This window comes from Micromonospora sp. NPDC051925, from assembly GCF_044548625.1.
GTDB lineage: Bacteria > Actinomycetota > Actinomycetes > Mycobacteriales > Micromonosporaceae > Micromonospora.
In genome coordinates this window covers 88,967-103,058 of record NZ_JBIUCH010000018.1, presented here as the reverse complement: position 1 = coordinate 103,058, position 14,092 = coordinate 88,967, and the positions used below count along the sequence as shown (strand labels likewise).

The 14,092-nt window shown below is 72.4% G+C and carries 14 protein-coding genes and 1 pseudogene; 10 read left to right on the top strand and 5 right to left on the bottom strand.

Annotation, left to right across the window (positions count from 1 at the left end):
- Positions 1–114: 114 nt before the first annotated feature.
- The 4 genes from ACIG87_RS23695 (at position 115) to ACIG87_RS23680 (ending at position 4,474) form a co-directional block, all read left to right on the top strand.
- A complete protein-coding gene (locus ACIG87_RS23695) occupies positions 115–1,107 on the top strand; it encodes a LacI family DNA-binding transcriptional regulator (RefSeq protein WP_396853273.1) in 993 nt (330 codons plus the stop codon).
- A 25-nt stretch (positions 1,108–1,132) separates the two neighbouring features.
- Positions 1,133–2,383 (top strand): extracellular solute-binding protein, encoded by a 1,251-nt coding sequence (locus tag ACIG87_RS23690; protein WP_396853271.1) that lies wholly within the window; start codon positions 1,133–1,135, stop codon positions 2,381–2,383.
- A gap of 64 nt (positions 2,384–2,447) precedes the next feature.
- The gene (locus tag ACIG87_RS23685) at positions 2,448–3,572 is read left to right on the top strand and encodes a carbohydrate ABC transporter permease (RefSeq protein WP_396853269.1); all 1,125 of its coding nucleotides are present in this window, start codon (positions 2,448–2,450) and stop codon (positions 3,570–3,572) included.
- Positions 3,569–4,474: a carbohydrate ABC transporter permease gene (locus tag ACIG87_RS23680; RefSeq protein ID WP_396853268.1), complete on the top strand. Its 906-nt coding sequence runs from the start codon at positions 3,569–3,571 to the stop codon at positions 4,472–4,474. Before ACIG87_RS23685 ends, ACIG87_RS23680 begins: the two co-directional genes overlap by 4 nt.
- Before the next feature lie 49 nt (positions 4,475–4,523).
- On the opposite strand, the gene ACIG87_RS23675 is transcribed toward ACIG87_RS23680, so the two are convergent.
- Positions 4,524–4,904, bottom strand: coding sequence for a VOC family protein (locus ACIG87_RS23675; protein ID WP_396853266.1), 381 nt, complete (start codon positions 4,902–4,904; stop codon positions 4,524–4,526).
- An 83-nt stretch (positions 4,905–4,987) separates the two neighbouring features.
- The gene (locus tag ACIG87_RS23670) at positions 4,988–5,617 is read right to left on the bottom strand and encodes a GNAT family N-acetyltransferase (RefSeq protein ID WP_396853265.1); all 630 of its coding nucleotides are present in this window, start codon (positions 5,615–5,617) and stop codon (positions 4,988–4,990) included.
- Between the two features lie 36 nt (positions 5,618–5,653).
- On the opposite strand from ACIG87_RS23670, the gene ACIG87_RS23665 reads away from it, so the two are divergent.
- Positions 5,654–7,045: a glycosyltransferase family 87 protein gene (locus ACIG87_RS23665; RefSeq protein WP_396853264.1), complete on the top strand. Its 1,392-nt coding sequence runs from the start codon at positions 5,654–5,656 to the stop codon at positions 7,043–7,045.
- On the opposite strand, the gene ACIG87_RS23660 is transcribed toward ACIG87_RS23665, so the two are convergent.
- Entirely contained in the window at positions 6,944–7,495 is a 552-nt protein-coding gene (locus tag ACIG87_RS23660) for a GNAT family N-acetyltransferase (protein ID WP_396853262.1), read from the bottom strand. The two genes, ACIG87_RS23665 and ACIG87_RS23660, sit on opposite strands and share 102 nt — an antisense overlap.
- A gap of 78 nt (positions 7,496–7,573) precedes the next feature.
- On the opposite strand from ACIG87_RS23660, the gene ACIG87_RS23655 reads away from it, so the two are divergent.
- The 5 genes from ACIG87_RS23655 to ACIG87_RS23635 all read left to right on the top strand — a co-directional run bounded on the left by ACIG87_RS23655 (position 7,574) and on the right by ACIG87_RS23635 (position 13,181).
- On the top strand, positions 7,574–8,803 hold the full coding sequence (locus ACIG87_RS23655; RefSeq protein ID WP_396853260.1) for a winged helix-turn-helix domain-containing protein: 1,230 nt from the start codon (positions 7,574–7,576) through the stop codon (positions 8,801–8,803).
- 160 nt (positions 8,804–8,963) lie between these two features.
- A complete protein-coding gene (locus ACIG87_RS23650; protein ID WP_396853376.1) occupies positions 8,964–9,464 on the top strand; it encodes a DUF2752 domain-containing protein in 501 nt (166 codons plus the stop codon).
- A gap of 259 nt (positions 9,465–9,723) precedes the next feature.
- Entirely contained in the window at positions 9,724–10,467 is a 744-nt protein-coding gene (gene thyX / locus ACIG87_RS23645) for an FAD-dependent thymidylate synthase (protein WP_396853374.1), read from the top strand.
- Positions 10,468–10,513: 46 nt separating this feature from the next.
- Positions 10,514–11,440 (top strand): 4-hydroxy-tetrahydrodipicolinate synthase, encoded by a 927-nt coding sequence (gene dapA / locus ACIG87_RS23640; RefSeq protein ID WP_396853258.1) that lies wholly within the window; start codon positions 10,514–10,516, stop codon positions 11,438–11,440.
- A gap of 52 nt (positions 11,441–11,492) precedes the next feature.
- Positions 11,493–13,181: a ribonuclease J gene (locus ACIG87_RS23635; protein ID WP_396853256.1), complete on the top strand. Its 1,689-nt coding sequence runs from the start codon at positions 11,493–11,495 to the stop codon at positions 13,179–13,181.
- 93 nt (positions 13,182–13,274) lie between these two features.
- Here ACIG87_RS23635 and ACIG87_RS23630 read toward each other — a convergent pair whose 3' ends face one another.
- Both ACIG87_RS23630 and ACIG87_RS23625 read right to left on the bottom strand, forming a co-directional pair.
- On the bottom strand, positions 13,275–13,730 hold the full coding sequence (locus ACIG87_RS23630; RefSeq protein WP_396853384.1) for a hypothetical protein: 456 nt from the start codon (positions 13,728–13,730) through the stop codon (positions 13,275–13,277).
- A pseudogene (locus tag ACIG87_RS23625) lies at positions 13,730–14,017 on the bottom strand (helix-turn-helix domain-containing protein); the annotation flags it as partial. The pseudogene ACIG87_RS23625 and the gene ACIG87_RS23630, both read right to left, overlap by 1 nt.
- Positions 14,018–14,092: the final 75 nt, after the last annotated feature.

Genomic DNA, 14,092 nt, shown 5'->3' with positions numbered 1-14,092 from the left:
CGACGTCTTGACAAGCCGTCCGGGGCGGTGCAAAGTGCGAAACAATCCAGAAACTTGAACGATCTAATCCTGCACTATCCGAATTGGATCGTTCAAGACCGTGAGAGGGGTCAAGTGCCAGAAAAGGTAACCATCGCCACGGTGGCCCGGCACGCCCGGGTGAGCCGGCAGACCGTCTCCAACGTCATCAACGCGCCGCACATCGTCCGCGAGGAGACCCGCCAGCGGGTCCAGGAGGCCATCGCCGCCCTCGGCTACCGCGCCAACCAGGCCGCCCGGCAGATGCGTACCGGCCGGTCCCGGCTGATCGCGGTCCGGATCGAGCCCACCCGGGACGGGATCAACGGCTCGGTGCTCGACCGCTTCCTGCACGGCCTCACCGAGACCGCCGAGGTGGCCGGCTACCGCACCCTGCTCTACACCGCCACCGATCCGCAGCGGGAGATCGCCACCTACGACGACCTGCTCGGCTCCTACGACCTGGACGGCTTCGTGCTCACCGGCACCGACCACGGCGACCCGCGTACCGCCTGGCTGGCCGCCCGGGACGTGCCGTTCGTGACCTTCGGCCGTCCCTGGGACGACCTCGACGCGTACTGCTGGGTCGACGTGGACGGCGCCGCCGGCACCGCGCAGGCCACCCGGCACCTGCTCGCCGCCGGCCACCGGCGGATCGGTTGGATCGGCTGGCCGGCCGGCTCCGGCGTCGGTGACGACCGGCGGGCCGGCTGGCGGGACACCCTGCGCGAGGTCGACCTGGACCCGACCGGCCTGGACCGGGAGACCCCCGACGGCATCGCCGAGGGCGAGCGTGCCGCCCACGACCTGCTCGCCGCCCCCGCACCGCCGACCGCGCTGGTCTGCGCCAGCGACTCCCTCGCCCTGGGCGCCCTGCAGGCCGTCCGGGCGGCCGACCCGGTCGTGCCGGTGATCGGCTTCGACGACACCCCGGTCGCCGGCGCGATCGGCCTGACCAGCGTCGGCCAGCCGCTCGGCGAGGCCGCCGCCCGCTGTGTCGACCTGCTCACCGCCGTGCTCGACGGGCCCCGGCCGACCCCTGCCCCCGTACTGCTCCAGCCCGCCCTGGTCCTGCGACACACCGCTTGACACCATCCCCAACCAGGAGAAACCGATGGCATCTCGCTCCCTCACCCGCGCGGCGGTGGCCGGCCTCGCCGCCGTCGCGCTACTCGGCTCCGCCGCCTGCGGCAGCGGCTTCGACGACGACAGTTCCGACACCGCGCAGTCCAGCGGCCCGGCCAACCTCCAGATCCTGATCGGCTCCTCCGGGGACGCCGAGACGAAGGCGGTGCAGGACGCCGCCGCGAAGTGGGCGACCAGTTCCGGCAACCAGGCCACCGTCACCCCGGCCCAGGACCTCACCCAGCAGCTCGGCCAGGCGCTCGCCGGCGGCAGCCCGCCGGACGTCTTCTACGTCGACGCGGCCCGGTTCGCCGACTACGCCAGCGTCGGCGCGCTGGAGCCGTACGGCGACAAGATCGCCGACTCCGCCGACTTCTACCAGAGCCTGCGCACCGCGTTCAGCTACGACGGCAAGCTCTACTGCGCGCCGAAGGACTTCTCCACCCTGGCGCTACAGATCAACACCGACCTGTGGGCGGAGGCCGGGCTGACCGACGCGGACATCCCGACCACCTGGGACCAGCTCACCGCCACCGCCAAGAAGATCAAGGCGAAGGGGCGGGTGCCGCTGGCGCTCGGCGACACCCGGGACCGGATCGGCGCGTTCCTGGTGCAGAACGGTGGCTGGCTGCTCAGCGACGACGGCAAGCAGCCCACCGCCGACACCCCGGAGAACCTGGCCGCCCTCACGTACGTCAGGTCGCTGCTCACCGACGGGCTGGCCCGGTACCCCAAGCAGCTCGACGCCGGCTGGTCCGGTGAGGCGTTCGGCAAGGGCAAGGCCGTGATGACCATCGAGGGCAACTGGATCAAGGGCGCGATGCAGAACGACTTCCCGACCGTGAAGTACAAGGTCGTCGCGCTGCCCGCCGGCCCGGAGGGCAACGGGACGCTCTCGTTCACCCAGTGCTGGGGCATCGCCGCGAAGTCGAAGTACAAGGAGCAGGCGATCAGGTTCGTCGAGGCGATGACCGCCGGTGACCAGCAGATGACCTTCGCCAAGGCGTTCGGCGTGATGCCGTCCCGGCAGTCCGTCCGGGAGCAGTACACCGCCGCGTTCCCCGCCGACAAGCCGTTCATCGACGGTGCCGAGCACGCCCAGGGCCCGGTGAACGCCCCGAAGCTGGACAGCGTCCTCAGTGACTTCGACACCGCCCTCCAGGGGCTGGCCAACGGCGACCCGAAGACCATCCTCGGCACCTTCGACAAGAACGCCCGCGCGGCGCTCGGCGGCAGCTGACCTGACCACGGGGCGTCGCCGACCGGCGACGCCCCACCGGCCGGCCCGAGTCGAAGGAGGGGAGATGGCCACCGAAACACTGCGCGCCCCGGCCACCGCCGGCGGGCGGTCACCGCGTCGCCCGGGAGGCGGCATCCGGGGCAACGAGAACCTCGCCGGCTGGCTCTTCGTCGCCCCGGTGATCGTGATCCTCGGGCTGTTCCTGCTGCTGCCGATCCTGATGGCGCTCTGGGTGAGCCTGACCGACTGGAACGGCCAGGGCAGCCCGTTCACCGGCCGGGTGCCGTTCGTCGGGGTGGACAACTACAGCCGGCTGTTCACCGAGGACGGGCTGGCCCGCCGGGACTTCATGACCAGCATCCGCAACAACGCCTACTACGTGGCGATCGTGGTGCCGGCGCAGACCGCGCTCGCCCTCGGTCTCGCCCTGGTGGTCAACAACCGGATGCTCAGGGGGAAGGCGTTCTTCCGCAGCGCCTTCTACTTCCCGTCGGTGACCAGCTCGGTGGCGATCAGCGTGGTCTTCCTGTTCCTGTTCGCCAACTCCGGTGCGGTCAACCAGCTCCTGGCCATGTTCGGCATCTCCGGGCCGCAGTGGTTCGCCGACTCCCGGGGGGTGCTGCACCTGCTGCTCGGCGCGGTCGGGGTGGACACCGCACCGGCCGCCCTCGCCGACGGCGGGCCGTTCGGGTTGAGCTGGTGGGAGTGGTTCTCCGGGCCGAGCGTCGCGATGGTCTCGATCATCACGTTGGTGGTCTGGACCACCTCCGGCACGTTCATGCTGATGTTCCTGGCCGCCCTCCAGAACGTCCCGGTGGCCCTGGAGGAGGCGAGCACCCTCGACGGCGCGACCCGCTGGCAGCAGTTCCGGCACGTCACCCTGCCGATGATCAGACCCACCATGTTCCTGGTGCTCACCCTCGGCCTGATCGGCTCCTGGCAGGTCTTCGACCAGGTGTACGTGATGAGCCAGGGCGACCCGGCCAAGACCACGCTCACCCCGGCGTACCTGTCGTACCGGACCGCGTTCCGTGACTTCGAGTACGGCTCCGGCGCGGCCATCTCGTTCGTGCTGTTCCTGATCATCATCGTGCTGACGCTGGTGCAGCGGCGGGTGTTGGCCGACCGGGACACCGGGACGCGTCGCCCCGGCCGGTGGCGTCGGCTGCTCGGAAGGTCGTCGTCATGACCGCGCTCACCGACCGACCGCCGGCCGCCGACCGCCCCCGGACCCCGGCCCGGTCGCGCGCCGACCACGCGGCCCGCACCCTGGCCAGCCGCTTCCTCGGGTACGCCATCCTGATCTTCTTCGGGCTGGTCTTCCTCTACCCGTTCGTCATCCAGCTCGGCAACTCGTTCAAGACCGAGCCGGACGCGGCGGCCAACCCGCTCTCCCCGCTGCCCGACCCGGTGACCCTCGCCGGGTTCGAACGGATCTTCGCGGGCACCAACTTCCCGCTCTGGCTCGGCAACTCGCTGCTGGTGACCGTGCTGGTCACCCTCGGCCGGGTCTTCTTCGACTCGCTCGCCGGCTACGCCCTGGCCCGGCTGCGGTTCCGGGGCCGCTCCGGGCTCTTCGCCGCCGTCATCGCGGTGATGGCCGTGCCCGGCGTGGTGCTGCTGATCCCGAAGTTCCTGGTCCTCAACCAGCTCGGCATCTACGACAGCTACGCCGGGCTGATCGTGCCGCTGCTCGCCGACGCGGCCGGCGTGTTCATCATGAAACAGTTCTTCGAATCGATCCCGGTCAGCGTGGAGGAGGCGGCCCGGATCGACGGCGCCGGGGTGTTCCGCACCTTCTGGTCGGTGGTGCTGCCGATGGCGAAGCCGGCCCTGATCACGCTGACCATCCTGTCGTTCCAGGGCTCCTGGAACGAGTTCCCGCACAGCCTGGTCGCGGTGCAGGACCCGGGGCTGTTCACCCTGCCGCGCGGGCTGGCCGACCTGGTCAGCGGCTCGCTCGGCAAGGGCACCCAGTACCCGCTGAAGCTGGGCGCGGCGCTGCTGGCCACCATCCCGGTGGGGATCATCTTCGTGATCTTCCAGCGGTACTTCGTCCGGGACGCCAACGACGGCGCCGACAAGGGCTGAGCCGGGTGGCCGGTTCCCGGCCGACGTCGGGAACCACCCCGGCGCGGCGTCACTCCTCGGCGATGACCGACAGGATGTTGCCGGCCGGGTCGGTGAACCAGGCGATCGTCGGCCCGTTGTCGCGCATGACCCCCCGGTCGTCCTGCGGCAACCCCGGGTAGCGCGCGAACCGCACCCCCCGGGCGGTCAGCTCGTCGACCGCCCGGTCGACGTCCGGCACCGGGAAGTTGAGCACCGTGAAGGTCGCCGGCACGTGGTCGGCCTTGGGGTAGACCACCACGTCCCGGTCCCCGGCGAGGTGCAGCGTCAGCAGGCCGCCGAGGCCGCCGTGCTGCGACACCCGCAGGTCGAGGGTGTCGGCGTAGAACTCCCGGGCCCGGTCGGTGTCGTCGGCGGAGAACCCGCTGAACGCCTTCGTGTGCCTGAACACGTCGTCTCCTCGCCGTCGGTGGTGCGCCGGCGTCCCTCGAGCGCCGACCTTCCCGGTCTACCAGGGTGGGCCGACAGAACCGGTCAGGACGCGTCGGTCGGCTCGGCGGGGACCGCGTCGGTCGGCTCGGTGGGGACCGCGTCGGTCGGCTCGGCGGGGACCGCCACGTGCAGCCGTACCTGGGGGACGAGCATGTCGTCGACGTCCAGCGCGCGGGCCGCGCCGTCCGGCTCCCAACCGGTGCTGGTGAGGAACTTGCGGGTGGCCTCGTCGCCGTCGAACGCCCAGGCCACCGCGTGGGTGAACCCGTCGGCCCGCCACAGGTCGACCGCTGCGGCGAGCAGCCGGCTGCCGTGCCCGCGCCGACCCCAGCGCGGCTCGACCAGCAGGTCGGTCACCGCCGCCACCCCGCTGCCCAGCGCCTGCTCCGGCTCGCCCGGGGCGAGCGCCTCGGCGTCCGCCGGCCCGGAAGCGGCGAAACCCACCAGATAGGATTGCTCGGCCTGTTCCACGGCGACGAGCACCCGGTGCGCGGCCGAGGGCGGCTCCTGCACCGCCGCGCTCCACCGCCGGGCGAGCCACGCCTCGTCCAGGTTGTCGAGCACGTGCCGGGGCAGCAGCCGACGGTACGCGACCCGCCAGGTCGCGAGCTGCACACGGGCGATCTCGGCGGCGTCCTCCGGACGCGCCGGGCGGACGTACCCCAGAGCCATGGCACGAAAGCCTAGGCCACAGCGAGGGAGACGACGGTGGCGCAGGGTGCCAGGCGGACGACCGGGCAGGTCGTCGCGGTGGCGGTGCTCGCCGTCGCGGTGACCGCCTTCCTCTCCGTGGCGGCCGTCCGGCACGGCTTCTTCGACCTGAAGGTCTACTACGGCGCGCTCAACTTCTGGGTCCACGACCACGGCGAGATCTACGACTACCTCAAGCCCGGCACCCAGTACGGCTTCACCTACCCGCCCTTCGCGGCGCTGGTGATGCTGCCGATGGCGTACCTGCCGTGGCCGGTCGCGATCACCACCAGCGTGGCCGCCACCGTGCTGGTCAGCGCGGTGCTGGTCTGGTGGTTGCTCGACCCGGTCGCCCGGCGGGCCGGCTGGACCCGCTGGTTCGTCCTGGCGGTGGCGCTCTGCCTGGCCGCCGCGTTCGAGCCGATGCGCGAGACGGTCAACTTCGGCCAGGTCAACATGCTGCTGCTCTTCCTGGTGGCGGTGGACCTGCTGCGGCTGCTGCCAACCGGTAACCGGTGGGCCGGGGTCGGCATCGGGCTGGCCACCGCGATCAAGCTGACCCCGGGCGTCTTCATCGTCTACCTGCTGATCACCGGGCGGTTCAGGGCGGCCGGCACCGCCGTCGCCGCCTCGGCCGCCGCGACGCTGCTCGCCGCCGCGCTCTTCCCCGACGCCGCCCGGGAGTTCTGGACCTCGGCGCTGTGGAACACCGACCGGGTGGGCGAGTTGGCGTTCGTGTCCAACCAGTCGCTGCGCGGGATGGTGGCCCGGCTGAACCCCGAGCATCCGAGCACCGTGGCCTGGCTGGCGCTGGTGCTGGTCACCCTGGCCTGCTGGGGCTGGCGTTGCCGGGCCGCGGTGGCGGTCGGCGACGAGGCCACCGGGCTGGCCCTGACCGGCGTGCTGATGTGCCTGGTCAGCCCGGTCACCTGGGTGCACCACCTGGTCTGGTTGATCCCGGCGCTGATCCTGCTGGTCGACAACGCCGTCGCCGCGCCCGCCGGCAGCCTGCGGCGGCGGGCGTTGCTGGCCCTCGCGGTGGTCGGCTACGGGCTGCTGTGCAGCCGGATCGTCTGGGCCTGGGAGAAGGACTTCACCGGGCTCTCCGGCTTCCTGGGCAGCAACACCTACGTCTGGATCAGCCTCGCGCTGCTGGTGCTGCTGCCGATCCGCACCTGGGCCGTGCCGGTCGGGGGCGGGCCAGGCAGCCCGGTGCCGCCCGCCGGGCCCGGCAGCCCGGTGCCTGCCGACCCGGCCGGACCGGTGCGGCCTGCCGACCGGCCGGGTGGCCCGGTGCGGCCGGCCGGGTCAACCGGTGAGCCGGCCGACGTAGCGCAGTTCGTCGAGGTGGACCGGGGGCGCGCCGCCGGCCAGCGGCACCCGGTAGCGGGACCGCTGGCCGTCGGCTGACAGGCCGGCCCGCTCGTAGAACCGGCGGGCGCGGGCGTTGTCGGCCAGCACCCAGAGCCGGTACTCCCGCCAGCCGTGCGCCGCCAGCCCGTCCCGGGCGGCGGCGAGTAGGGCCCGCGCGGTCCCGTCGCCCCAGTGCGCCGGCTCCACGTACATCGCCAGCACCTCGCCGTGCCCGAGGTCCAGGTCACCCCGGTCCTGGTCGTTGCGGTACGGGCCGAAGGTGGTGAACCCGGCCGGCATCCCGTCGATCTCGGCGAGCAGGGTGGTGAACGGGTGCTCCGGGTCGGCGGTGCCCAGGTCCCGCCGGCGTTGGGCCCAGGCCACCGGGTTGAGCCGGGCCAGCACCTCGGCCGGCATGATGCCGGCGTAGCCGGCCTGCCAGCCGTGGATGTGCACCCGGGCGATCGCCTCGGCGTCGTCCGGCTCCTCGCGGCGGATGGTGAGCATGTGTCCGTTCTATGCCCCGCCGGGCGGTCGGTCCAGTGTCCGCTCCGGTGTCGTACCGCTGGTCTAGGGTCGTCGTCGATGGTCGCACCGGAATCGCTCTCCCTCGCCCAGGCCCGGCGGATGACGCTCGCCGCCCAGGGCTTCGCCGACCCGGCGCCCACCGGGACGCCCACCCGCCGGCACCTGCGCCGGGTGCTCGACCGGGTCGGGCTGATCCAGATGGACTCGGTCAACGTGCTGCAGCGCGCGCACTACCTGCCGCTCTACAGCCGGCTCGGGCCCTACCCGACGAGCCTGCTCGACACCGCCGCCTACCGCCACCCCCGGGAGCTGTTCGAATACTGGGGGCACGAGGCGTCCCTGGTGCCGGTGGGGCTGCACGCCGCGTTGCGCTGGCGGATGGCCAAGGCCCGCGACGACGCCTGGGGTGGGATGCGGCGGATCGCCGAGGAGCAGCCCGAGCTGATCGCCTGGGTACGCGACGAGGTGGCCGCCGCCGGGCCGCTGACCGCCGCCGAGATCGAGCACGACGCGCCCCGGGAGACCGGCAACTGGGGGTGGAACTGGTCGGCGGTGAAGCGGGCGCTGGAGTTCCTGTTCTGGGCCGGCGAGGTCACCGCCGCCGACCGGACCCCCTCCTTCGCCCGCCGCTACGACCTGCCCGAGCGGGTGCTGCCGGCGGCCGTGCTCGACGCGCCCACACCGACCGACGCCGAGGCATACCGCACCCTGGTCGCGCGGGCCGCCCGGTCGCTCGGGGTGGCCGCCGAGCCGGAGCTGCGGGACTACTTCCGGCTCCCGCTGGCCGGTGCCCGACAGGCCGTCGCCGAGCTGGTCGAGGCCGGCGAGCTGGTGCCGGTGACGGTGCAGGGTTGGCGGCAGCCGGCCTGGCGGCACGTCGACGCCCGGCTGCCCCGTTGGTTCCGGGGCAACACCCTGGTCAGCCCGTTCGACCCGCTGGTCTGGGAACGGGCCCGCACCGAGCGGCTGTTCGGCTTCGGCTACCGGATCGAGATCTACGTGCCGGCCCCGCAGCGGGTGTACGGCTACTACGTGCTGCCGTTCCTCCAGGGGGAACGCTTCACCGCCCGGGTCGACCTCAAGGCCGACCGCAAGGCCGGGGTGCTGCTGGTGCCGGCGGCCTGGCAGGAGCCCGGCGTCGACCCGGGGGAGACCGCCGTCGCGCTCGCCGCCGAGCTGCGCCGGCTCGCCGGCTGGCTCGGCCTGGACGCGGTCGCCCCGCCCCCGGCGGGTGACCTGGCGGTCCCGCTGACCGCCGCGTTGCGGAGCCTCACCGGTGTACCGTGAGCCCGTGACGAGCGTTGACGGGCCGACCGGACCGACCGGGTTGAGCGGGTCGACCGGGCTGACCGAGGCGGCCGAGCCGGGCCGGCCGGGGCCGGGTGCCGATCCGAATTCGGTGCCGCCCGGGTCCTGGTCGGCATCGGGTGACGGGGTCGCCGAGGCGGTGCCGCCCGGGTCCTGGTCGGCGGGGCCGCCGGTGGCCTGGCAACCGCCCGAGCCGGACCGCCTCACCCGCTTCGTGCTACGGATCTACGACCGCTCGCCGCGCTGGGCGGTGCCGCTGGCCGCGCTCGGCTGCGTCGCTGCGGGAATGGCGTACGCGCTGGTCAGCGACCCGACCGCCAGTGACCCGGACGCCGCCCCGAGCTGCCTGCTCAAGCTCACCACCGGGCTGGACTGTCCGGGCTGCGGGGGCACCCGCGCGCTGTGGTACCTGCTGCACGCCGACCTGCCGGCCGCCGCCCGGCACCACGTCGTGTTCGTCTTCGCGGTGCCCTTCCTGGCGTACCTCTTCGTCGCCTGGGCCGGTAAGCAGGCGTTCGGCTGGCGGCTGCCGGAGCTGCGGCTCAGCACCCCGGTGATCGGCGGGTTCCTCGCCGTCTGGCTCGCCTTCTCGGTGCTGCGCAACCTGCCCTGGGCCCCGTTGACCGCCCTGTACGTCTGACCCGCCGCAAACCCCGTCCGGCCCGGCACCACACCACCCGGCCCGGCCACCACACCGCCGACCCGGCGCAACCCGCTCCCGCCCGGCTCCCGACCCAGCCGTCCCCGCCCGGCTCCCACCGTGTGGGAAGGCGGGCTGCGAGATCTTGGACACTTGCGGTTCGCCGGGAACGGTAGGTGTCCATGATCTCGCTGGTCAGGGCGGTGGCCCAAGTTTCCCCGCAGCCCACCTGGCCACTACAGTCGCAGGAATGCCGGAGATGGTGCAGCCCCAGGCCCAGCTGATCGCGTGGACCCAGTTCCAGGCCCCGGACGACGTGCCGTGGTCGACCGACGCCGAGGGCGGCCAGGCGCTCGCCGAGTTCGCCGGTCGGGCCTGCTACCAGAGCTGGAAGAAGCCGAACCCGGCGACCGCCACCAACGCCGGCTACCTGGCGCACATCCTGGAGGTCGGGCACCTGTCGGTGCTGGAGCACGGCACCGTGACCTTCTACTTCACCGGGGTGTCCCGCTCGTTCACCCACGAGCTGATCCGGCACCGGCACTTCTCCTACTCCCAGCTCTCCCAGCGGTACGTCCCCGAGCGGGACGCCGCGATGGTCGAGCCGGCGGTGATCGCCGACGACCCGGAGCTGCACAAGAAGTTCGTCGAGGCCGCCGAGGCGAGCGTCCGGGCGTACACCGAGCTGCTGGAGGGGCTGGAGCAGCGGTTCGCCGACGAGCCCAACCCGACACTGCGCCGCAAGCAGGCCCGGCAGGCGGCGCGGGCGGTGCTGCCCAACGCCACCGAGACCCGGATCGTGGTCACCGGCAACTACCGCGCCTGGCGGCACTTCATCGCGATGCGGGCCACCGAGCACGCCGACGTGGAGATCCGTGAGCTGGCCGTGGAGTGCCTGCGGCAGCTCCAGCGGGTCGCCCCGAACGTGTTCGCCGACTTCGTCGTCACCACCCTGCCCGACGGCACCGAAGTGGCGACGAGCCCGCACGCACAGCTGTCCTGAGCCCTTCCCCACCGGACGTCCGGTGCTCGTCCGCTAGGTTGTGAGCATGACGCACGACCACCCTGCCGCCCCCGACCGGGGCATCCCCCGCCCGTTCGGGCGACTGCTCACGGCGATGGCGACCCCGTTCACCACCGACGGCTCCCTCGACGTCGACGGCGCGGTGCGGCTGGCGACATACCTCGTCGACGCGCAGGGCAACGACGCGCTGGTGATCAACGGCACCACCGGCGAGTCGCCGACCACCACGGACGCGGAGAAGGAGACCCTGATCCGGGCCGTGGTGGAGGCGATCGGCGACCGGGCGCAGGTCGTGGCCGGGGTCGGCACCAACGACACCCGGCACACCATCGAGCTGGCCGCCTCGGCGGAGAAGGCCGGCGCGCACGGCCTGCTGGTGGTGACGCCGTACTACAGCAAGCCGCCGCAGCGCGGCCTGGTGCGACACTTCACCGCCATCGCCGACGGCACCGGCCTGCCGATCATGATGTACGACATCCCGCACCGCGCCGGGGTGCCGATCGAGACCGAGACGCTGGTGCGGCTCGCCGCGCACGAGCGGATCGTCGCGGTCAAGGACGCCAAGGGTGACCTGACCGCCACCAGTTGGGTGACCAGCCGTACCGACCTGGCCTTCTACAGCGGCGAGGACTCGCTCACCCTGGCCACCCTGGCGGTCGGCGGTGTCGGCCTGGTGGGCACCTCGACCCACTTCACCGGCGCGCTCGCCAAGCGGATGATCGAGGCGTACGACGCGGGGGAGACCGGCGTCGCGCTGGCCCTGCACCGGCGGCTGCTGCCGCTGTTCACCGGGATCTTCCGCAGCCCGGGCACCATCCTGGTGAAGGCGGGCCTGAACGCGAAGGGCCTGCCGGCCGGCCCGGTGCGTCCACCGCTGGTGGACGCCACCGACGACGAACTGGCCCTGCTGCGCGCGGACTGCGCGGCGGCGGGCCTGGACCTGCCCGAATGATCGAACGACACGACGGACGCCGGGTTACGGCGTCGCAGAATGAGGTGGACGCGTGACCGAGGCGCAATTCGAGGGTGAACTGCCCCCGCCGCTGCCCGAGGGCGGCCTGCGGATCATCCCGCTCGGCGGACTCGGTGCCATCGGTCGGAACATGACCGTCTTCGAGTACGGCGGCAAGCTGCTGATCGTCGACTGCGGGGTGCTCTTCCCCGACGTCGAGCAGCCCGGCGTGGACCTGATCCTGCCCGACTTCGGGCCGATCCTGGACCGGCTGGCCGACGTGCAGGCGATCGTGCTGACCCACGGCCACGAGGACCACATCGGCGCGGTGCCGTACCTGCTCGCCCACAAGCCGGACATCCCCCTGGTCGGCTCCCAGTTCACGCTCGCCCTGGTCGAGGCGAAGCTGGCCGAGCGGCGGATCCAGCCGTACACGCTGACCGTGCGGGAGGGCGGCCGGGAGCGGCTGGGCCCGTTCGAGTGCGAGTTCTTCGCGGTCAACCACTCGATCCCGGACGCGCTCGCGGTGGCCATCCGTACCCCGGCCGGCCTGGTGCTGCACACCGGTGACTTCAAGATGGACCAGCTCCCGCTGGACGGCCGGATCACCGACCTGGCCGGCTTCGCCCGGCTCGGGGCCGAGGGCGTCGACCTGCTCCTGTCGGACTCCACCAACGCCGAGATCCCCGGCTTCGTCACCCCGGAGCGCGAGATCGGGCCGGTGCTCGACTCGATCTTCGCCAAGGCGAAGGGGCGGATCATCGTCGCCTCGTTCGCCTCGCACGTGCACCGGGTGCAGCAGGTCTTCGACTCGGCGTTGGAGCACGACCGCAAGGTGGCGCTGATCGGCCGGTCGATGGTCCGCAACATGGGCATCGCCCGCGATCTCGGCCTGCTCAACATCCCGGCCGGCCTGGTGATCGGGATCGAGGAGGCCACCACCCTGCCGCCCGACCAGATCGTGCTGATGTCGACCGGTTCGCAGGGCGAGCCGATGAGCGCGCTGGGCCGGATGGCCAGCGGTGACCACCGGCACATCACCATCGCCCCCGGCGACACCGTCGTGCTCGCCTCGTCGCTGGTCCCCGGCAACGAGACCTCGGTCTACCGGGTGATCAACCGGCTGGCCCGGGCCGGCGCGGTGGTGGTGCACAAGGACGTGGCCAAGGTGCACGTCTCCGGCCACGCCCCGGCCGGTGAGCTGCTCTACCTGCTCAACGTCGTCCGGCCGAGCAACCTGATGCCGGTGCACGGTGAATGGCGGCACCTGCGGGCGCACGCCCGGCTCGGCATCGAGTCCGGCGTCGCCCCGGACCGGGTGGTGATCTGCGAGGACGGCGACGTGGTCGACCTGGTCGAGGGCCGCGCCAGCGTGGTCGGGCACGTGAAGAGCCGGTACGTCTACGTCGACGGCCTGGCCGTGGGCGACGTCAGCGAGTCCCTGCTCACCGAGCGGCGGATCCTCGGCGACGGCGGTTTCATCGCCACCACCGTGGTGGTCGACTCGGTCACCGGCAAGGTGGTCGCCGGTCCGACCCTGTCGGCGAAGGGCTTCTCCGAGGACCCGGCGGCGTTCAACCCGGTGATCCCGCTGGTCACCGAGGCGTTGAACCGGGCCGCCGCGGACGGCATCACCGATCCGCACCAGCTCCAGCAGATCGTCCGGCGCACCGTGGGGCGCTGGGTCAACGACGCGTACCGCCGCCGTCCGATGATCGTCCCGACCGTCGTCGAGGTCTGACGGGGGTCGTCGTACCGGTAGGAACAGGGTGAACGGACCGGCCGCCGTCAGCACGACGGCGGCCGGCCCGTCATCGGGCGTCGATCGGCGGGATCAACGGTGGCGCAGGGTGGCCACGATCAGGTTGGGGTCGGTCGAGGTGGTGTAGGCGGCACTGGCGACGAGGACCGTGTGCCCGGCCACCGCCACCGAGGTCGGGTTCTGTAGCCCGTCGGCGGCGGTCAGCAGGGTCCGGGTGTGCCCGGTGCCGTCGATGCCCACCACCGTGTTCGGTGCGTTGAGAGCGGCGATCACCTGACCGTCGCCGGTGAAGGCGAAGTCGTCGATGCCGACGAGTCCGGTCGCCCTGACCTCGATGCTCCCCGGGTGGCCCTGGCGCAGCGGGATCCGCAGCAGCGTGCCCTGGTCCAGGTTGGTCGCCCAGACCGCACCGCCGCGTACCTTGACGCCGTTGACGCCGAGGAACCCCGTCGGGGCCAGCGCGGACGCCGACGACCAGACCCTGGCCGGGCCGCCGGCCAGCGGAATGGTCGAGATGGTGCCGAGCACCGAGTCGGTGACGTAGAACGTCCTGCTCGTCGGGTCGAGCGTTCCGCGTCGTCGAGGCGCAGCGCCCGGGCGAGCGCGTCCAGCACCTCGGGCGAGGCGTTCGTCGCCTGCCCCTGCTCCAGCCGTGAGTAGTAGGAGGCGCTCACCCCGGCCAGCAGGGCCAACTCCTCCCGGCGCAGCCCGGGGACGCGCCGTCGCTCACCGTAGGTGACCACCCCGGCGTCCTCCGGACGAAGCCGGGAACGTCGGGAACGCAGGAACTCGCCGAGCTGTCGTTGCGCTTGCATGGCTACGAGTATTGGCGGCCGAGGTGGGACGAACCACACCCTGCCAGGGATGGGCAGGGCGGTGGGCAGCCCGGC